This is a genomic window from Sporosarcina sp. OR05 (assembly GCF_041414805.1).
Lineage (GTDB): Bacteria > Bacillota > Bacilli > Bacillales_A > Planococcaceae > Sporosarcina > Sporosarcina saromensis.
Genome location: NZ_JANKJL010000002.1, coordinates 302,320 through 322,066, shown reverse-complemented (window position 1 = coordinate 322,066; position 19,747 = coordinate 302,320). Strand labels below are relative to the sequence as shown.

General features: G+C 41.3%; 22 protein-coding genes. All 22 read right to left on the bottom strand.

The features are described from left to right. Positions 1-11: 11 nt before the first annotated feature. Positions 12-1,601, bottom strand: coding sequence for a flagellar basal-body MS-ring/collar protein FliF (fliF, locus tag NRI27_RS05830; protein ID WP_371389894.1), 1,590 nt, complete (start codon positions 1,599-1,601; stop codon positions 12-14). A 58-nt stretch (positions 1,602-1,659) separates the two neighbouring features. Beyond that, a complete protein-coding gene (gene fliE, locus NRI27_RS05825) occupies positions 1,660-1,968 on the bottom strand; it encodes a flagellar hook-basal body complex protein FliE (protein ID WP_317941665.1) in 309 nt (102 codons plus the stop codon). Positions 1,969-1,992: 24 nt separating this feature from the next. Next, complete coding sequence (gene flgC / locus NRI27_RS05820; RefSeq protein ID WP_317941666.1) at positions 1,993-2,460, bottom strand: flagellar basal body rod protein FlgC; 468 nt, start codon at positions 2,458-2,460, stop codon at positions 1,993-1,995. 2 nt (positions 2,461-2,462) lie between these two features. Next, positions 2,463-2,855, bottom strand: a complete 393-nt coding sequence (gene flgB / locus NRI27_RS05815) for a flagellar basal body rod protein FlgB (RefSeq protein WP_371389892.1) — start codon at positions 2,853-2,855, stop codon at positions 2,463-2,465. Between the two features lie 303 nt (positions 2,856-3,158). Next, the gene (gene codY / locus NRI27_RS05810; protein ID WP_371389891.1) at positions 3,159-3,935 is read right to left on the bottom strand and encodes a GTP-sensing pleiotropic transcriptional regulator CodY; all 777 of its coding nucleotides are present in this window, start codon (positions 3,933-3,935) and stop codon (positions 3,159-3,161) included. An 82-nt stretch (positions 3,936-4,017) separates the two neighbouring features. Beyond that, complete coding sequence (gene hslU / locus NRI27_RS05805) at positions 4,018-5,421, bottom strand: ATP-dependent protease ATPase subunit HslU (RefSeq protein WP_371389890.1); 1,404 nt, start codon at positions 5,419-5,421, stop codon at positions 4,018-4,020. Beyond that, on the bottom strand, positions 5,418-5,960 hold the full coding sequence (gene hslV, locus NRI27_RS05800) for an ATP-dependent protease subunit HslV (protein WP_317941670.1): 543 nt from the start codon (positions 5,958-5,960) through the stop codon (positions 5,418-5,420). The genes hslU and hslV overlap by 4 nt, the downstream gene beginning before the upstream one ends. A gap of 12 nt (positions 5,961-5,972) precedes the next feature. Further along, positions 5,973-6,878 (bottom strand): tyrosine recombinase XerC, encoded by a 906-nt coding sequence (gene xerC, locus NRI27_RS05795; protein ID WP_371389889.1) that lies wholly within the window; start codon positions 6,876-6,878, stop codon positions 5,973-5,975. Positions 6,879-7,266: 388 nt separating this feature from the next. Further along, a complete protein-coding gene (gene topA, locus NRI27_RS05790) occupies positions 7,267-9,342 on the bottom strand; it encodes a type I DNA topoisomerase (protein WP_371389888.1) in 2,076 nt (691 codons plus the stop codon). A gap of 170 nt (positions 9,343-9,512) precedes the next feature. Then, a complete protein-coding gene (gene dprA / locus NRI27_RS05785) occupies positions 9,513-10,394 on the bottom strand; it encodes a DNA-processing protein DprA (RefSeq protein WP_371389887.1) in 882 nt (293 codons plus the stop codon). A 61-nt stretch (positions 10,395-10,455) separates the two neighbouring features. After that, positions 10,456-11,358, bottom strand: a complete 903-nt coding sequence (gene sucD, locus NRI27_RS05780; RefSeq protein WP_317941674.1) for a succinate--CoA ligase subunit alpha — start codon at positions 11,356-11,358, stop codon at positions 10,456-10,458. Positions 11,359-11,376: 18 nt separating this feature from the next. After that, on the bottom strand, positions 11,377-12,537 hold the full coding sequence (sucC, locus tag NRI27_RS05775) for an ADP-forming succinate--CoA ligase subunit beta (protein ID WP_371389886.1): 1,161 nt from the start codon (positions 12,535-12,537) through the stop codon (positions 11,377-11,379). Positions 12,538-12,624: 87 nt separating this feature from the next. Then, positions 12,625-12,954 carry an EscU/YscU/HrcU family type III secretion system export apparatus switch protein gene (locus NRI27_RS05770; RefSeq protein WP_317941676.1) on the bottom strand — a complete coding sequence of 110 codons (330 nt, stop codon included), beginning with the start codon at positions 12,952-12,954 and terminating at the stop codon, positions 12,625-12,627. Then, a complete protein-coding gene (locus NRI27_RS05765; RefSeq protein ID WP_371389885.1) occupies positions 12,951-14,885 on the bottom strand; it encodes a hypothetical protein in 1,935 nt (644 codons plus the stop codon). Before NRI27_RS05765 ends, NRI27_RS05770 begins: the two co-directional genes overlap by 4 nt. After that, positions 14,882-15,661 carry a ribonuclease HII gene (locus tag NRI27_RS05760; RefSeq protein WP_371389884.1) on the bottom strand — a complete coding sequence of 260 codons (780 nt, stop codon included), beginning with the start codon at positions 15,659-15,661 and terminating at the stop codon, positions 14,882-14,884. Before NRI27_RS05760 ends, NRI27_RS05765 begins: the two co-directional genes overlap by 4 nt. A 101-nt stretch (positions 15,662-15,762) precedes the next feature. After that, positions 15,763-16,647 (bottom strand): ribosome biogenesis GTPase YlqF, encoded by an 885-nt coding sequence (ylqF, locus tag NRI27_RS05755; RefSeq protein WP_371389883.1) that lies wholly within the window; start codon positions 16,645-16,647, stop codon positions 15,763-15,765. 18 nt (positions 16,648-16,665) lie between these two features. Then, complete coding sequence (lepB, locus tag NRI27_RS05750) at positions 16,666-17,223, bottom strand: signal peptidase I (protein ID WP_371389882.1); 558 nt, start codon at positions 17,221-17,223, stop codon at positions 16,666-16,668. A gap of 98 nt (positions 17,224-17,321) precedes the next feature. After that, entirely contained in the window at positions 17,322-17,666 is a 345-nt protein-coding gene (gene rplS, locus NRI27_RS05745; protein WP_317941681.1) for a 50S ribosomal protein L19, read from the bottom strand. A 128-nt stretch (positions 17,667-17,794) separates the two neighbouring features. Beyond that, the gene (trmD, locus tag NRI27_RS05740) at positions 17,795-18,535 is read right to left on the bottom strand and encodes a tRNA (guanosine(37)-N1)-methyltransferase TrmD (protein ID WP_371390059.1); all 741 of its coding nucleotides are present in this window, start codon (positions 18,533-18,535) and stop codon (positions 17,795-17,797) included. Beyond that, the gene (rimM, locus tag NRI27_RS05735) at positions 18,535-19,050 is read right to left on the bottom strand and encodes a ribosome maturation factor RimM (RefSeq protein WP_371389881.1); all 516 of its coding nucleotides are present in this window, start codon (positions 19,048-19,050) and stop codon (positions 18,535-18,537) included. Before rimM ends, trmD begins: the two co-directional genes overlap by 1 nt. 125 nt (positions 19,051-19,175) lie before the next feature. Further along, positions 19,176-19,409, bottom strand: a complete 234-nt coding sequence (locus NRI27_RS05730; protein WP_317941683.1) for a KH domain-containing protein — start codon at positions 19,407-19,409, stop codon at positions 19,176-19,178. A gap of 46 nt (positions 19,410-19,455) precedes the next feature. Then, positions 19,456-19,728, bottom strand: a complete 273-nt coding sequence (gene rpsP / locus NRI27_RS05725; RefSeq protein WP_371389880.1) for a 30S ribosomal protein S16 — start codon at positions 19,726-19,728, stop codon at positions 19,456-19,458. Positions 19,729-19,747: the final 19 nt, after the last annotated feature.

Sequence of the window (19,747 nt, the reverse complement as noted above, 5' to 3'; positions counted from 1 at the left end):
GTATTTCCTCCTTAATCCTCTGCAATCCAAGTACGTAATAATTTCGCAAATTCCTCAGGTTTGTCTTTCGCCATCTTCTCAAGCTGTTTTTTGCGTAAAGAAGATTCCGTTTCTTGTTCTTTATTAATATCTTCCACTTGTAGCGCTTCTCGTTGTTCTTCCATAATCAACTCATCTTCCATTGCACGTTCCTGCTTTTTGTTACGGAAATAAGCGATTAACAGGAAGACGATTACGATTATTAGGACTGCACCAATTGCATAAACCCACCAAGGAATAGCTGGCGAAGTCGATTGTGGAACATTTGCCATTTTCCCATTAAACACTTGTGTTGAGATGGCGATTTTACTGTCCCAATACTCATCTGTCACATCTTGAGGTACGTAACTTTTGTCGATGGACGTCCGGACGATTGTTTCTAGAATTGATGTGATGTCATCTTCCACTTCTGGTGTTAACGAAGAAAGATCATTAACGTTTGGTGGTTCAACCATGACTTGGATGCCAATGTCCCTTATCTTGTAAGGACTTTCCACAATATCTTTATGAATTCTGTTTACTTCGTTGTTAATGGTTTCTTCTAATCGTTCATAATCTCCATTTGCTGTATCCCCTTCTACATAAGAAGTTCGGTTATCTGATGGGTCTTCGCCCTCAGGCACACCGCCAGCAATCACTCCGTTCCCGGTAAACGATTCGGTAATTCTTTGGACACTAATCGCTAAACTGTCTAAATCTTCATCGACACGCTCTACTAAATCTTCTTGTCGTTTTTCTTGTTTAAAGTCGATATCTGTCGTTACAGAAACGACGACTTTATCTTGACCGACCATTGTACCAAGCATCGTCTGAACTTTTCTTTGCAAATCCCGTTCAAGTGTTTTCTTTAATTCCATTTGATCCACAACTACTGTTCCTGTCGATTCAGGTTGTAAATCAAAATACTCAGAGTACTGATTCATAATTGAAATATCTTCAGTCGATAAGTTTGGTATACTTTTTGACACCAAGTTATACAACGCTTTTATTTGTGCTTCTGTAAATTGGTGACCAGGTTCGGTATTCAACATAATGGCGGCACTAGCGTTTTGAACTGATTCATTGAGGAATACACTTTGTGTAGGCAGTGTAAGCATGACATTTGCATCCTTAACGCCTTCTACGCCTTTGATCAAATTGGCGAGTTCCGTTTGCATTGAAGCGAGCTTGATCATATTAAACTCGTTATCTGTCGTCCCGAAACCAGCGTTTTGAGAGAAAAAGGAATAGTCGATTTTCCCTGTATTCGGATAGCCTTCAGCAGCAAGTGTAACGAGCAAATCGTCTACACGATTTTTCGGGACAAGTATGGACGTCCCTCCAGGAGCAATTTTACTTGGCACCCCTAATACGTCCAACTCCTCTTTGATTCTGCCAATTTCAGCTCTGGAAACATCAGAATAGAGCGCGGCATATTCAGTCCTTGATAAGAAATAGGTTAGAACTGCGGCTAATGCGATGATTACAACTGCAGAGCCGATATAAGTCGTTTTTTGTCTTTTTGTGCGACTTGACCAGAACTGTTTGAGATCAGTTCCAATTTTCGTCATTCGTTCTTTCATTCTAATCCTCCGGTCTGCTTACTTAGTCAATAAATCCTTCATGAGTAAACGGGTTGTATTATACAGGCATCCGGATGATTTCCTGATAGGCTTCTACAACTTTGTTCCGCACTTCCATTGTTGCATTTAATGCAATTGAAGCTTTCTGAGCAGTGATCATCACATTGTGTAAATCGACATTTTCACCACGAATCAGTTTTTGTGTCATCCCGTCCGACTCGATTTGTTTTGTATTCACATCTTGTATTGCATTCTTTAAATATGTACCAAAGCTTTGTTGCGCTTCGAATGGTGTCTGTTGAACAGGTTGAAACGATTTAACTTGGCTTGCAAGGTTCCCTGTACTAAGTATTGATTGGATTGACATATGCACCGCTTCCTTTCTACTTCGTTATTTTCCAATTTCAAGAGCTTTCATTAACATCGATTTATTCGCATTGAGCACAGTGACGTTCGCTTCATAAGATCTCGTTGCAGACATGAGGTCAATCATTTCCCTTAAAGGATCAACATTCGGCATTTGGACATACCCTTCTTCGTTAGCATCAGGATGTGTTGGATCGAAAACAAGTTTAAAAGGCGTTTCACGGTCCTCCTTAATACTTGTGATCGTAACGCCGTTCCCAATTGACCTGCTCCTGTGATCGCGGCTTCCCATTGCTACATTCAACATGGAAGAGAACGCATTCTCTTGCGGCTTAAAACTAACCATTTTTCTACGGTATGGCTCCCATTCGCCATCTACCATTTTCCCGCGTGTTGTTTCGACATTCGCCATATTGGAAGATATGACATCCATACGAAGACGCTGTGCCGTCAAAGCTGAAGCAGACGTATTCAGACTATGAAAAATTGACACTTTTAACGGCCTCCTTTAATGACATTTTGCAATGAATTAAATTTGCTGTTAATGCGGTCGACCAAAGCATTGTAGTAAATTTGATTCGCTGCTAAATCCGCCTGTTCCTTATCCATATCCACACCATTGCCGTCTTGTCGATACTTTAGGCTAGATAATTTTGATACACCAGGTTGATATACTTTTGTTGAGAAATTAATATGACGTTCATTAGTCCGATAGGCATGAATCGGTTCGCTTTGTGCATTCTTTAGAACTTCATTGAAGCTTACTGTTTTCGCCCTGTAATTCGGCGTGTCGATATTTGCGCTATTTTGCGCGATCATTTTCCCTTTGGTGGAGGAGTAATCTAATCCCTTCTCAAGCATCGAAATGGTTGAGCCGTACATATTCATCTGTTTTCACCTCATAGTTTCATAGAATGAACCTACTATTAATCTCGCAATTTTTTTCTTCATTCATTAAATCATATATCCTATTGTAGCGGATTTTGCCGAACTTTGTCTATCTTATATAGTAAGTTTCATTAGTTCAAAACAACCTTTTTATATCCATAAAAAATCCTTGTAACTAGTATTTAGGACTAAATACATAATCTTGAGTTTTGAATTATTTAATTATCATGATATCCAAGATTCCTTCTCAAAAAAATAACACTCCAACCAAAAATGGTTGAAGTGTTATTTTCACGAGCATAATCAGTTCTTTTGGTTTTCTAATTCCTCTAAGAACTTGCTGTTTAGTACCTTAATGTACGTTCCTTTCATACCAAGGGAACGCGACTCAATTACGCCTGCACTTTCAAGTTTACGTAGTGCGTTGACAATTACCGAACGAGTGATTCCAACACGATCAGCAATTTTTGAAGCTACTAATAGACCTTCGTTGCCATCAAGTTCTTTGAAGATGTGCTCAATTGCTTCATGCTCACTGTATGATAATGAATTAATCGCCATTTGAACAACCGCTTTGCTGCGTGCTTCCATTTCGATTTCTTCAGCACGCTCACGAAGGATTTCCATGCCAACTACAGTTGCTCCGTACTCAGCAAGGATTAAATCGTCTTCTGTGAACTTTTGTTGCAAACGTGCTAGCACAAGTGTTCCAAGACGTTCTCCACCACCGATGATCGGAACGATTGTCGTTAAGCCTTCTTTGAAGATTTCGCGCTCTTCTTCTGGGAATACTGTGTAATCGCTATATACATCGATATTCGAAGAAGTTTCATTCACTTCCGCTAATTTACGTGTATAGTCTTCAGGGAATTTACGGTCTTCAAACATTTTTTTCATACGCTCGTTTTCGATTTGCTGGTGGATTTCTAAACCAAGCAACTTACCTTTTCGACTAACGATAAACGCATTACACTCGATAACTGAACTTAATTTTTCAGCCATTTCTTTGAAGTTAACCGGTTTCCCTGCTGTTTCTTGTAACATTGCATTGATTTTTCTTGTTTTCGCTAATAGTGCCATGACTATTTCCTCCTCTAAATTTCAAATGTGTTTAAGAATATTCTAAAGCTTTTCAATCATTAAATAAACCAAAATGTCTCATTTACAAGATAAAATGTGACAAATTTTTGTTCTTTGCGATTGTTTTCAACTTCTCATCGACATATGTCAACGTTATGGTAATCGACGTTGGACCAATTTCAGCCGCCTCATAAGAAAGTTCTTCTAACAATTTTTCTAAAATAGTATGCAACCGTCGAGCACCAATATTTTCTGTATTGTCATTTACATCAAAAGCAATTTCAGCAATTCTTTCAATTGCTTCATCTGTAAACTCTATACGTACATCTTCTGTAGCTAACAACTTTTTATACTGTGTTAGCAACGAAAAATCAGGTTCTTTCAAGATTCGAACAAAATCCTCTTTCGTAAGCTTATCCAATTCTACCCGAATCGGGAAACGCCCTTGCAACTCAGGTATGATATCAGATGGCTTTGACATATGAAAAGCCCCAGCCGCAATGAAAAGAATATAATCGGTTTTGACAGTACCGTATTTCGTCGTCACAGAAGAGCCTTCCACTATCGGTAAAATATCTCTTTGCACACCTTCTCGGGAAACATCTGCAGAAGAAGAACCACCATTCGAGCGACTCGCAATCTTATCCATTTCGTCAATGAAGATAATACCTGATTGCTCCGTAAGTTCAACTGCTCTTCTCGCAATTTCCTCTTGGTCAATCAATTTGTCCGCCTCTTCTGCTTGCAAATGCTTTCTTGCATCTTTTACACGCATTTTCCGCTTCACTGTTTTCTTCGGCATGAAGGATGAAAACGCGTCTTGCATACTTGCGCCCATCTGTTCCATACCCGAACCTTGCAAAGCATCAAACATGGAAGGCTGCTGGGAAGTGACTTCAATCGTAATCATTTCCTCTTCCAATTCACCTGCAGCGAGTCTACGAGCAATTTCCGATCGTTTACGACTCAACTCTTGCTTGTCAGAATCATCGCTAACATCCTCATCCGCCTTTTGACCAAACAGCATCTCAAACGGATTTTGCATGTTCCCTTTTCGTTTCTTCTCTGGAACTAAATATTCGACTAATCGTTCTTCTGCAAGGCCCTCCGCCTGTCCTTTTACGGATTCACGCATTTCCTCGCGAACGATACGGACTCCTGCTTCAGTCAAATCCCTAATCATCGATTCGACATCTCTACCGACGTATCCGACTTCAGTAAATTTTGTCGCTTCCACTTTAACAAAAGGGGCATTCACCAACTTTGCAATCCTTCTTGCAATTTCAGTCTTCCCAACACCGGTAGGTCCAATCATTAAAATGTTTTTAGGAATAATTTCACTTTTCTCTTCATGTGTCAAAAGACTCCTGCGGTACCGGTTACGCATCGCTACCGCAACAGCTCTTTTTGCTGCATGTTGGCCAACAATGTACCGATCGAGAAACATCGTCAGTTCTCGAGGTGACATCTCCTGTTTCTTGTTCATGAAAGCACCTCCACAATAATTCTGTCATTTGTGTACACACACAATTCAGAAGCAGTTTCAAGTGCCGCTTTTGCAATTTGCTCAGCCGTGAGAGCATTACCACTGTACTTCTTTAACGCACGGCCAGCAGCTAAGGCATAATTGCCACCGGAACCAATTGCTAATATGCCATCATCCGGTTCAATCACTTCCCCAGTTCCTGAAACAAGTAATAGGCGCTCTTTATCCATGACAAGTAGCATCGCTTCCAACTTTCTTAAAATACGGTCTCCGCGCCATTCCTTCGCAAGTTCCACGGAAGCACGCTCCAAATTCCCATTGAACTCCGCTAATTTCCCCTCGAACAGTTCAAACAGCGTAAAAGCGTCAGCTACCGAACCAGCGAATCCAGCAAGTATCTTATCATTGTAAAGTCTTCTTACTTTTTTAGCAGAATGTTTCATGACAACCGCTTCACCCATTGTCACTTGTCCATCACCTGACATTGCACATTCACCATTATGTCGAATGGCAAATATCGTCGTTGCGTGAAATTTCATATATCCATCCTCCTACGCTCGCGGATGAGTGTTCATATACGTTTTCCGCAAGTGTTCTTTTGTGATATGTGTATAAACTTGTGTCGAAGATAACTGACTATGTCCAAGAAGCTCCTGTACCGTTCTCATATCAGCGCCATTTGCCAATAAATGCGTGGCAAATGAATGGCGTATCATATGCGGGTATACCTTACCTTGTATAGCGGCATCCTTCATCACACTATCCAATACATGGCGAATTCCCCGAGCTGTAATTGGATCGCCTCGCAAATTGACAAACAAAGAGTAGTGCTTTTTTTGTTTCATCAATAAAGGACGACTGATTTCCAAATAGGATTCAAGAGCTTGTTGTGCAAAACTGCCAAATGGGATATAACGTTCTTTTCGACCTTTTCCCATAACTTTGACAATTCCCAATCCATTATCAATATCACCAAGTTTAATGGAAACTAATTCACTAACACGGACACCTGTCGCATAAAGCATTTCAAGAATCGCTTTATCTCTAACAGATTTCGGATGATCGCCTTCGCAAGCTGCAAAAAGTGCATCAAGTTCTTTCTCATAAAAAAAAGCCGGAAGCCGCTGTTCCTTCTTTGGATGGTGCAATAATCGGAAAGCATGATCTTTCATACCATACCGAGCGTTGCAAAACTTGTATAAAGACCGGATTGACGAAATTTTTCTCGATATCGTAACCCTCGATAATCCTCTATCATACAATCTCGTTACATACAGTCGAGCTTCAGGATAATCGACATTTGCTAAATCAACAATCCCTTCTTCACTTAAAAAAGCATAAAACTCTTCGATATCATGTTTGTACTCAGAGACTGTCAAAGATGAATAATTCTTTTCAAGTCGAATATAGGATATGTATTCATCAAGAAATAACGTCAATTCATTTTTTTGTTGCAAGTGTTTCACCCCCAACATGAATCACTTCATCCATCATACAGAATTTGAACACATTTGAAAAGTGGTTATTTTTTCTTTTATCAAAAAACAACTCCCCCGACTTCCTTATCTAAAGAATAGGAAATCTACTTAGGAAGTTCCAAAATCGTCCACGCTTCACTATACCGAATGTATTTCCATTGAGCAACCGATTTGTATCAAGAAGTAAGACGTCAAACAATATTTTGTACAAACCAGACACATTTTGTTCATTTTTTGGATAAATCCCAAAAGAGTCACTTGGTTAAGTATTAGTACCTTAATCCAAGTGACTCATTTTCATGTTAATTTTTCATATTGCAATACTGTTAACAAAGAAAATCAAAAGCACACATACTTCTTTCTCCACTTATTCTTGTGCATCCTCTTTATAGTCACATTCCGTACATTGGATCTGTACACCTTTCTTAAGTCGCTTTTCGACGAGGGTGTGCTGACATTTAGGACAAGGTCTTGCAATTGGCTTATCCCATGATACGTATTCACACTCAGGGTATCGGTCACAACCATAGAAAATCCTTTTCGTCTTGCTCTTCCGCTCAATTACTTGACCTTCTTTACAAGAAGGACATGTAACACCAATCGGTTTCACGATCGCTTTCGTATTTCTGCAATCAGGGAAGTTTGAACAAGCCATGAATTTCCCGTAACGCCCCATCTTGAACACCATCGGATTGCCACATAGTTCACAATCTTCTCCTGCCGGCTCATCTTTGATTTCAATTTTTTCCATCTCTTCGTCTGCAACTTTAACATGTTTCTCGAATTCTTTATAGAAATCATCAATGACTTGTACCCATCGAACTTTCCCATCTTCTACATCATCTAAGTTCTTTTCCATTTCTGCCGTAAATTCAATGTCGATAATATCCGGGAAATATTGATGAACGGCTTGGTGTACAATTTCACCGAGCTCCGTCGGTACAAATCGCTTTGCATCCAACGTGACGTAGCCACGCTTTTGAATCGTATCCAATGTAGGTGCGTAAGTCGATGGCCGGCCAATCCCAAGCTCTTCAAGCGTTTTAACAAGTCTCGCTTCTGTGTAACGTGGCGGTGGCTGGGTAAAGTGCTGTTTCGGTTCAATCGCAGTGCCTTTGATCCGTTCACCTTTTTCCAAAGGTGGTAAAATACCATCTTTTTTCTCTTCATGATCATCTTCACCTTCAATGTAGACTTTCATGAAACCTGGAAATTTCACTTCGGAGCCTGTTGCCCTGAATTTCACATCGCCATTCATAAGATCAGCAGTTACTGTGTCCAATACGGCAGGAGCCATTTGGCTTGCAACAAAGCGTTCCCAAATCAATTTGTATAGTCTGAGCTGGTCTCTCGATAAAAACGCTTTCATCGCATCAGGTGGCCTTAAAACTGATGTCGGTCTGACCGCTTCATGCGCATCTTGTGTATTTGCTGATTCCTTGGCTTTCACTTTAGATGTTGCAACGAACTCATTGCCGTACATCTTTTCGATATACTCCACTGCTTCGCCTTTTGCAGTATCAGATATTCTCGTCGAATCCGTTCTCATATACGTAATTAGACCGACAATGCCTTCTTTACCGGTATTGATTCCTTCGTACAATTGCTGAGCGAGCATCATCGTTTTCCGCGCTCTAAAATTCAGCTTTCGGGCCGCTTCTTGTTGCAAGGAAGATGTGGTAAACGGTGGCGCAGGATTTCTTCTTCTTTCCTTTTTGACGAGATTGACGATTGTAAATTCATCCTCTGTCATCCTGGAGAGTATCTCATCAACTTGTTGTCTATTTTCAAGCTTTATTTTTTTGTTTTCATCACCGTAAAATGTCGCTTCAAACACCTTGCCATGTTTCGAAAACTGGCCAGTGATGCTCCAGTACTCTTCAGGTGTAAATCCTTTAATTTCGTTTTCACGGTCAATAATCATCCGCAAAGCGACGGATTGGACGCGACCAGCTGACAGCCCTTTTTTTACTTTCTTCCAAAGGATTGGGCTAATGTTGTAACCTACAAGTCTATCCAACACCCTTCTCGCTTGCTGAGCATCCACACGATGCATATCAATTGGGCGTGGATTTTTAAATGAACCTTTAATTGCATCTTTTGTGATTTCATTAAACACCACTCGACAATCAGATTCGATATCTACGCCTAACTGATGTGCCAAGTGCCACGCAATCGCTTCCCCTTCTCTATCGGGGTCGGCTGCAAGAAAGATTTTCTTTGCTTTTTTTGCGTCCTTTTTCAACTCTTGTAAAATTGGACCTTTCCCACGAATCGTAATGTATTTCGGTTCATAGTTATTTTCTGTATCTACACCCATTTGGCTACGCGGTAAGTCTCTAAGGTGTCCGATCGAAGCTCTAACTTTATACTTCTTTCCTAAATAACGTTCAATAGTTTTCGCCTTTGCCGGCGATTCAACGATAACTAAGTAATCTGCCATTTTTCATGCTCCTCCTCATAGAGGTTCCTATTTATCCACCCGGTGGACAGTTTCATTCAATTTTGCCAATCTGTTAACCGAGAGTGCGGATGTAAAAGAATATCTGTTGCAAAATGTATAACAGATTTGAATTAAAATCAACCTTTTCAATATGAGGAACATTTTTCAACTCATTTAAACAGGCATGATTCAAGCGCTTGATAGCCGTTCCATATAGGTTTTGCCCCTTCTTCAATTAATTTATTCGGTCCGATAGACAAAGGCGAATGAATAGGGCCAGGCACCGCAAATACCGTTTTCCCATGATCTAGTGCATGGTCCACTGTACTCATCGTACCACTTTTCTCTTCAGATTCGGTAATGATGACAGCATTCGACAAGCCACTAATGATCCGGTTTCTCATCGGAAATGTCCATTTTGCTGGTCGCATGTACGGAGGATACTCTGTAACTAACAAATGATTTAAAGCAAGTTCATCTGCCAAGGTACGGTTTTCATAAGGATAAAGGTGAAACAAACCATGGCCAAGTACTGCTATTGTTTTACCGTTGTAGAACATTGTCGATTTGTGCGCCATTGTGTCTGCACCTTTTGCAAGACCAGAAACAATGACTGTTTCATTTGCAACGAGAGGAGGGATGATTTGCGACATCGCTTTTCTTGAGTACTCAGTCGCTTTCCGAGAACCGATAATAGCGATTTTTTTAGGCACATCAAGAAGGCGTTTGTCACCTTTTACATATAAAACTGAAGGAGGATCGACTAACCATTTCAGCGAACTCGGGTAAGTTGTATTCGTTATTGGAATCGGGATGATTTGCTCTTGTTGATAAAGTAGGGGGAAGGGGGTGTTTTCGTGTTGTAGTAATTGTTGATTCAACCGAGCTGCCTTTGAATGGGGGATTTGTAGCAGCCTTTGTAATTCTGATGTTCGAAAGCAAAATAGGTTTTCAAGAAACGGATCTTGGTCGATAATCAGCGCAATCTTGTTGTAAGGTACCGGGTAAACATAATGGAGTACAAGCATCCTACGATCAGTCTCTGACAGCATTATCATATTCTCCTCCATGTAAAATAGCAGCATGCAGATTCCTGCATGCTGCTCGTTTTACTTAATGTGTTTTACATTTTTCGTAAAGACCTTTTTCTTTAATCACTTTAATAAGCGTTTCACCAATCACAGATGGCGTATCAGCAACTTCGATACCTGCAGCATTCATCGCTTTGATTTTTTCCGCAGCAGTTCCTTTACCACCGGAGATAATCGCTCCTGCATGGCCCATACGCTTCCCTGGAGGTGCAGTTTGACCACCGATGAAGCCGACAACAGGTTTTGTCATGTTTGCTTTCACCCATTCAGCAGCCTCTTCTTCAGCCGTACCACCAATTTCACCGATCATGACGACCGCATAAGTTTCAGGGTCTTCATTGAAAGCTTTTAATACATCAATGAAATTCGTTCCGTTTACAGGATCCCCACCAATACCGACAGCAGTCGTTTGACCGATACCCGCTTGGCTTAATTGGTGTGTCGCTTCGTATGTCAATGTTCCAGAACGAGATACGACGCCAACATGACCTTTTGTATGGATGTAGCCTGGCATAATACCGATTTTACATTCATCTGCCGTAATGACACCTGGGCAGTTTGGTCCGACAAGACGCGTTTTCTTACCTTCCATGTAGCGCTTGACATTGATCATGTCGATTACCGGAATATGTTCTGTAATACAGATTGTCATATCCAATTCTGCGTCAACAGCTTCTAAAATCGCATCAGCAGCGAAAGGAGCTGGAACATAGATGACCGATACGTTAGCACCTGTCGCTTTTACCGCTTCTTCAACAGTATTAAAAACAGGCACTCCTTCAACTTCAGTTCCGCCTTTGCCCGGAGTGACTCCGCCGACGATTTTTGTACCATATTCAAGCATTTGTTTCGTATGGAAAAGTGCTGTAGACCCAGTAATACCTTGTACAATCACTTTTGTATCTTTATTAATATAAATTGCCATCGTTTGTCCCTGCCTTTCTTAGCCTACGAGTTCAACAATCTTTTGTGCACCGTCTGCCATCGTGTCAGCAGCGATGATGTTCAAACCTGATTCATTCAACAAAGCTTTACCTTTTTCGACATTTGTACCTTCCAAACGTACGACAAGTGGCACTTCAAGACCAACTTCTTTTGCAGCTGCAATAACACCTTCAGCAATGACGTCACATTTCATGATGCCACCGAAAATGTTAACGAAAATTCCTTTAACAGCTTCGTCGGAAAGAATGATTTTGAAAGCTTCAGTTACTTTTTCAGCAGTTGCACCGCCCCCAACATCAAGGAAGTTCGCCGGTGTTCCGCCATAGTAATTGATTGTATCCATTGTAGCCATCGCAAGACCCGCACCGTTAACCATGCAACCGATGTTTCCATCGAGGGAAATGTAGCTCAAGTCATACTTGGATGCTTCGATTTCCTTAGGATCTTCTTCATCAAAATCACGAAGTTCAACGATGTCTTTATGGCGATAAAGTGCATTATCGTCAAAGTTGAATTTTGCATCCAACGCTAATACGTTGTCATCACCTGTAACAACAAGTGGATTGATTTCAACGATTGAAGCGTCTTTTTCGACGAATACTTTATAAAGACCTAACATGAATTTAGCAGCCTTATTGACAAGGTGTGAAGGGATATTCATGTTGAATGCCATACGACGTGCTTGGTAACCTGTTAAGCCAACTACTGGATCAACAACTTCTTTAAAGATTTTTTCAGGCGTGTTTTCTGCAACTTCTTCGATGTCCATTCCGCCTTCTTCAGAACCCATTAATGTAATGCGATCTGTTGCACGGTCAACTACTAGACCAATATAGTATTCTTTTTTAATATCTGATCCTTCTTCAATAAGAAGACGTTTCACTTCTTTACCTTCGGGACCTGTTTGATGAGTGACAAGCGTTTTACCTAATAGCTCTTTTGCATACGCACGTACTTCGTCAAGATTTTTAGCGATTTTTACACCGCCAGCTTTACCGCGTCCACCAGCGTGGATTTGTGCTTTCACGACGATTACATCCGTAGTGAGCTCCTTTGCCGCTTTTACAGCTTCATCGGGAGAAAATGCTACCCGACCGTTTGAAACAGCTACACCATAATCGCGAAGCAACTGCTTTCCTTGATATTCATGGATATTCATCTTACATCCTCCAATCGAACTTGTAGCTAATAATTTACTGCCGTATCTATTGTAGACACAATGTCAAAGAATGTCCACAATTGTCTGCTACTCTTTTAGGTTTTTTTTGACACCATTCGTCATCCGCTTACTTATTTCGCCTTCACCATGCGCTCGATCTATATGGTAGATGTACGCAAACACTTCTGCAACAGCTTGGTACAGTTCTTCGGGTATCGATTCATTGACATTCAACTGACCGAGTAATTCGACCAATGTCGGGTCCTCTTGAATCGGAATGTTATGCTCTTGTGCCTTTGATAGGATATTTTCCGCAATTCTGCCTTTACCTTTCGCAATCAACTTTGGGGCTTCACCTGCTGCCGGATCATACGTGAGGGCAATGGCTTCCTTCCTAGTATGCTTCTTTTCAGTCATATCCGAAAGTCAACTCCTTGGTGCTCTTGAATGATTTCTTGCTGTCGTATAGCAGTTTCAGTCGACTCCTCGAACTTCTTGAACGATACTCCGGAAAGGATATACTTACTAGACGCCAGTCCTTCTTTCAGTCGTTCTCGGAAAAGGTCCCCAATCATTTTCAATCGTTCTTCCTCGTTGTAAATTGTGAGTGTAACAATTCGGTTTTGCACTTGCATATCAACTACTGTTTTGTCTAATGATGACAACTCAAGGTAAAACATGATTCTAGCAAATTCCGGATCAATTTTTCCATCATCCTTCATTCTCCCATTCCACTGCAATGTTGCATCGATCCGTTGTCCCAGTATTGACATAGGTAGTTGCATTACAATTTGCTGGTTTAGTCCCACTTCACCCGAATGCAACAAATGTCCATTCATTCTCGTCACAATCATCTCAGCTACATCACGTGTTTTGGTTGAGATAGAGGGATCTTGCAATAAAGCAACTAGTTGCGGTTTTAGCCACTCCGAGCTTTTTTGGAAATCACCTTGTTGATGACCAATCGTAGCTTCATAATTCACTCCAAGTGAAGCGGTAATTGACTGCATCACCATTTGCATTGTTTTGCCGTCTATCGCGTTACTCACACTCGTTTGAGCTTCTTGAAGCAGTTGGTTCGTAATTGGTATATTCAGTTGTGCAATCCGTTGACTAATTAATGAGGCGTTTCCTAGCGCATTCTCACCAAACATTTTATGAAGAGCATTGGGAATGTTCACATCGAATGGCTGTTTTTGGCCTTGCTCGGCCATATGCTTTACAAGAATCTTTGTCAATTGTGCAGTGATTGGAGATGATGGCAATTCCGTAACAGAAAGTTTCTCAAGCGCTACTAGCAACTTCATCATTTGTTGTTTTTGCGGCTGTTCTAGAACAGTGTCTTGTTGGACTTCCGTCACGAATTGTCGAATGCTTTGAAAAAGCTCTGTTGAATGGTGCAGCTTAGCATATTTAATGATCGTTTCCAAGCGATCAATGATTGTTTGATTTGTTGAGAGGACATCTTTGTTTATTACTTTTTCTTGTCTGTTTAATTGACCATTCGGACTATGAATTTGGCTTTCTACTTGTCCTATAAGTTGATTCGTAAGTGTCGTTTGCAAATTTGCCATCGATGCTTGTTTCGGTAACAGTCCTACTGATTTCAGTAATTGCAGGATTTGAAAACGCTCTTGCTGTGGTACATTGTCATCCAATAACTTCACAACTGCGTGATGCAATAATGCATTGTCCATCGCCATCTTTGTAACTCCACTCAACGACTCTAAAGTAGAGAGGATCGAATGCTTCACAGCGGGTTGCAACCCTAGTTCTTCATCAAGCGCAACTTGCAAAGCTTGCAGCAGCTGGTGGAAACCTTCTTTCATTTCTACAGACATCAGTGAAGAGAAATGTTTTGACGTAAGTGGCAGGCGAAGCTGCATCAATTTTTGTATCATCTGTAATGCTTCTCCACGAACTGCAACTGGTACTGACTTGAGAAGTTTCGTCGCGTCAATCAAGTTTTCACGGGTGAATGGAATTTTGTTTTTAATGAAATGAGCGAGTACGCTTTGCATCTCTTTTGACTGTTGAAGTTGCATCCGATCCACAAGATTAGCCAATTGCTTTGACTGGTTATCTTGCGCTTGAATAGGCCCTGAAATGATTTTCAGTTGCAATTCAGGTTCGACAGCTTTCACTTGAAAATAATAGGCGTCTCCCGCTTTCATAGACACTTCCAGTTTGGCCATCAACTTATGCTGTCCAATTTGAACTTCTGCAAGGTTACCAGGAAAGAATTGTTTAATATGCCCTTTAAACATCTGCCCTTCTCTCAACGTTAATGGGGTTTGTAACCGAATAGGCGGCTGAGGAGCTATTTGCGGGATGAAAGGATGCGTCAATCTACTAGACCTCCTTCCAACATCGTCTTAACAGGCTCAAACGTCTTTCTATGGTGTTTACAAGGCCCATACATCTGCAGTGCCTCTAAGTGGTCAGCTGTTCCATATCCAGCGTTTTTCGCAAAGTTATACATCGGAAACTCTATATTCAGCTCATCAAGTAATGCATCACGAGTCGTCTTCGCCAAGATGGATGCAGCTGCAATTGCCAAGCTTTTTGCATCCCCTTTAATAATGGACTCGGTTTGACAAGGAACTTGCAACGCCATCGCATCTGCCAGAACGATTGTCGGAGATGTGTCGAGTTGCAAAACTGCACGTTCCATTGATTCTTTCGTCGCTTGGTAAATGTTCACTTCATCAATACGTTCTGCGGATTGTATGTGAACAGCATAACTGAGTGCAATCTCTTTTATGACTTCCGCTAGTCTTTCTCTCTCTCGTTTCGCAATCTTCTTAGAGTCGTCCAATCCGATCAATTCTATAGGGTTCTTAGGTAATATGACAGCTGCACAAACGACAGGTCCAGCTAAAGGACCCCTTCCTGCTTCGTCCACTCCAGCTACAAGAGCGCCTTGAAACAATTTGTAGTTGTCATCAAACGCGATCTTTTCTTGTAAAGCTTGCTGTCTCAGTAGCTTTTTCTTATAATTCGCGTTCCAACGATCTAGCGCTTTCTTCACACCAGCCCGTTCATCCATTTCAAGTTTTTTCATCCATGCCGACGGTTCTTCTTGGTCCATTAATAATTGTGTTATTTCTTTCACAGTCTTCACTCGATCACCCTGCCTGTTTATTTCAACGCACTTTTTCTTTATATCGGCTCTATTATGTAAATGTAACACCCCAGTAACAAGAAAAGGCCGAACGTCACGGATCAATCCGTGATAGTATCGACCTTTTCTGTACTGTTTTCTTCAGATACGAAGTCAAATGTCAACTTCCCTAAAAGCTCACTTCTAATATCTTGCACGATTAACTCCGACACTTTGTCGTAATCAATCTCTCCGCCTTGTGTGTACGTTTTTCGCGCTTCACCAATTTTCGTGAAAATTGCTTGAATGTCCTCATCGACTGTTGTGATGCCGTATCTCGCTTCAAGTCGATCCGGGTAATGATTTTCCAAAAAGCGTAGCCCAAAGACTGCTAAATTCTCCATGTTCACGATCGTGTCTTTTATGGCACCGGTTAACGCTAGTTTGTACCCTACAGCGGGATCTTCAAATTTTGGCCAAAGAATTCCCGGTGTATCTAACAGTTCCAATTCTTTTTCAAACTTTATCCATTGCTGTGCTTTCGTAACACCTGGCTTATTACCGGTTTTCGCAATGTTTTTCTTTGCTAAGCGATTAATTAATGTAGACTTTCCGACGTTCGGTATTCCAACGATCATAGCGCGAATTGCACCAGGCCGAATCCCTCTTTTTTTCATCCGTTCAATTTTGGGCGCAAGAATTTCCTTTGCAGCTTTTGTAACCGTTTGAAGTCCTTTTCCTTCAAACGAATTGATGGCAACGGCACGAATCCCTTTGGCGTCAAAATAACGTATCCATCGTTCCGTTTCTTTATCATCCGCCAAATCCATTTTGTTTAAGATGAGCAATCTTGGTTTTTGTTGAATGACTTCATCGATCATCGGATTTCGTGAGGATAAAGGTAATCGTGCATCAATTAATTCAAATACGATGTCTACTAGCTTCAATTGTTCTGTAACTTCACGTCGTGCTTTGGCCATGTGCCCTGGAAACCATTGAATGGTCATCGGAACTCTCTCCTTTCATCAGTCAACGATTCCGAAATCTTTTATTGGCCAAAATACAAATTTTGTACTACCAATAATTTCATCGATTGATACTGCTCCAATATGTCTAGAGTCTTTACTTTTTCGACGGTTATCCCCCATTACAAATACATAGCCTTCAGGGACGGTTTGTCGATTAATTTTTTCTTCAAGTGTAAAATCCTCTGTCAGCGGTCCATCGTTCACTTCCGCTTTGTATTTATCCAAATAAGGCTCTTCTACCGCTTTACCGTTAATGTATAACGTATCGTCCCGATATTCCACTTCATCGCCCGGAAGACCGATGACGCGTTTAATATAGTCCTTTTTCTCGAGTGCATGGAAAACGACGATATCAAATCGATCAGGCTTACCGATTGTGTACCCGATTTTGTTCACAATCATTTTATCTCCATGTTCCAACGTCGGCATCATCGATACACCATCAACGACAATAGGTGTAAATAAAAATATACGAATAATCGCCGCCAAGCCAAATGCGATTAATAACGCCTTAATCCATTCCCATGTTTCATTTTTCTTTTTCTCTTCGTTCATCACCAAAGCCTCCCGCCAACCTACTATATCTATTGTACATTCTAATGTTCATGGACGCAAAAAGAAACAGCGGAGATCGGCTCTCCGCTGTTTGCATTTTATCGAATTTCTTTAATACGTGCAGCTTTTCCGCGTAGGTTGCGAAGGTAGTACAATTTCGCACGGCGTACTTTACCACGACGAGTTACTTCAAGTTTAGCGATTTTTGGTGTGTGTACAGGGAATGTACGCTCAACACCTACACCGTTAGAGATTTTACGGACAGTGAAAGTTTCGCTAATTCCGCCTCCACGACGTTTAATGACAACACCTTCAAAGATTTGGATACGCTCACGCGTGCCCTCAACGATTTTAACGTGCAAGCGGACTGTGTCCCCAGGACGGAAATCAGGATGATCTGTACGAAGTTGTTCTTTTGTTACTTCTGCAATAATGTTTTGCATATTTTTCTCTCCTTATTCACAGATGCTCTTGCAGTTCAATCCTTTGCAGCGGAACACCAGTTAGTATGTACTCCCCATAGAAGTACATAGTCGATAATAGCACAAAGGACTGCGAATTACAAGTTGCATCAGTTGTTTTTTTCTTCTATTAACCGTTTTAACACTTGTTGTTGGTGTGGCGTCAACGGCGCGTGTTCCAATAAGTCTTTCCGTCGTTCAAAGGTACGGATGACAGCTTGTTCCTCTCTCCACTTGTCAATCGCCGCATGGTTACCGGACAACAAGACTTCTGGAACTTTCATCCCTCTGAATTCAGACGGCCTTGTATATTGGGGATGCTCTAACAAACCTGTGGAGAACGAGTCGAGCACCGGTGAGTCAGTATTGCCCAGTACATTCGGCAATAGCCTGACGACACTATCAATCATCGCCATTGCAGCGATTTCTCCCCCTGTCAAAACAAAGTCACCTAACGATAGCTCATCTGTCACAAGGTGTTCCCGTATACGTTCATCGTACCCTTCATAATGGCCACAAAGGAAAACAAGATGCTCTTCCTGCGCAAGTTCTTCTGCCCTTTTTTGGTTGAAACGCTCGCCTTGTGGACACATGAGGATGACACGCGGTTTCTTCGATGCATCGAGGGAGAGAGCATCTACGGCCGCAAAGAGCGGTTCTGCTTTAAGCACCATTCCCGCACCACCACCATAGGGATAGTCATCCACTTTGTGGTGTTTATTACCGGAGAACGATCTGAAATCAGTAACTGCAAAAGAAACAGCCTCGTTTTCTTGTGCCTTTTTCATAATGGACGTATGAAGTACTCCTTCAAACATTTCAGGGAACAACGATAAAACATCAATCTTCATCATGAAAGGAGCCCTTCCATCGGTTCGATCACAATCCGTTTTTCGTCTACATCGACTTCTTTGACAATATCATCGATAAATGGAATGTACTGTGGTTTCCCCTCTTCAGGTGTTACAGTCCACACGTCATTCGCGCCAGTCTCTAATATATCCGTAACTTTCCCAATTACATCGCCTGTGTTTGTCATTACTGTACAGCCGATGATTTCGTGGTAGTAAAACTCACCTTCATCCAAATCACCTAGCTGCTTTTCCGATACTTTTAAAATCCCGTCTCGATATTTCTCTACATCGCCTATTGAATAATGATGTTCGAATGTAAGGAGATCGAAATTCTTGTGGCGACGGTGACTGGCGACAGTCAATTGGATCGGCTTTTTTTCATTCGGCATGAACAAAGATAACTCACTGCCTATCGCATATCTTTCTTCTGGAAAGTGCGTACGGGAGATGACGCGTACTTCCCCATTTATGCCGTGCGTATTTACGATCTTACCAACATTAAACCATTGCATCCATTGCACCTTCCTTTACACTACGTTTAGTATTGCACAAATCTCGATGAATAGACAAAAAAGGAAGGAACATGAGCTCCCTCCTTCTTTACAGGTTGTGATGATACGGCAACTCTTGCTACCGATCAATCAATGATATCAAGGTAAACTTTCTTACCATGGTGACTGCCTGCTGCTGAATAAACAATAGTTCGTATCGCTTTGGCAACACGACCCTGCTTTCCGATCACTTTCCCCATATCCTCAGGGTTGACGGAAAGTTTGTAAGTGACGCGATGAGGTTGTTCATCTTTGTCGACCTGTACATCTCCGGGATGATCGACTAACGGTTTGACAATCGTTTCAATCAGCTGCTTCATGTCCACCCCTCCTGTTTAACCTGCATTCGCAGGCATTTAAACGTGATTATTTTCCAAGTTTAGCGTTGTGGAATTTCTCCATAATGCCTTGTTCAGAAAACAGGTTACGTACTGTATCAGATGGTTTAGCACCAGTTTGTAGCCATTTTAGAGCCAACTCTTCGTTGATTTTAATTTCAGCTGGTTTTGTTAACGGGTTGTACGTACCAACTGTTTCGATTTGACGACCATCACGTGGTGAACGTGAATCTGCTACTACAATACGATAGAAAGGAGTTTTCTTTGCTCCCATACGTTTAAGACGAATTTTTACTGACATTTTTTCTTGCACCTCCGAA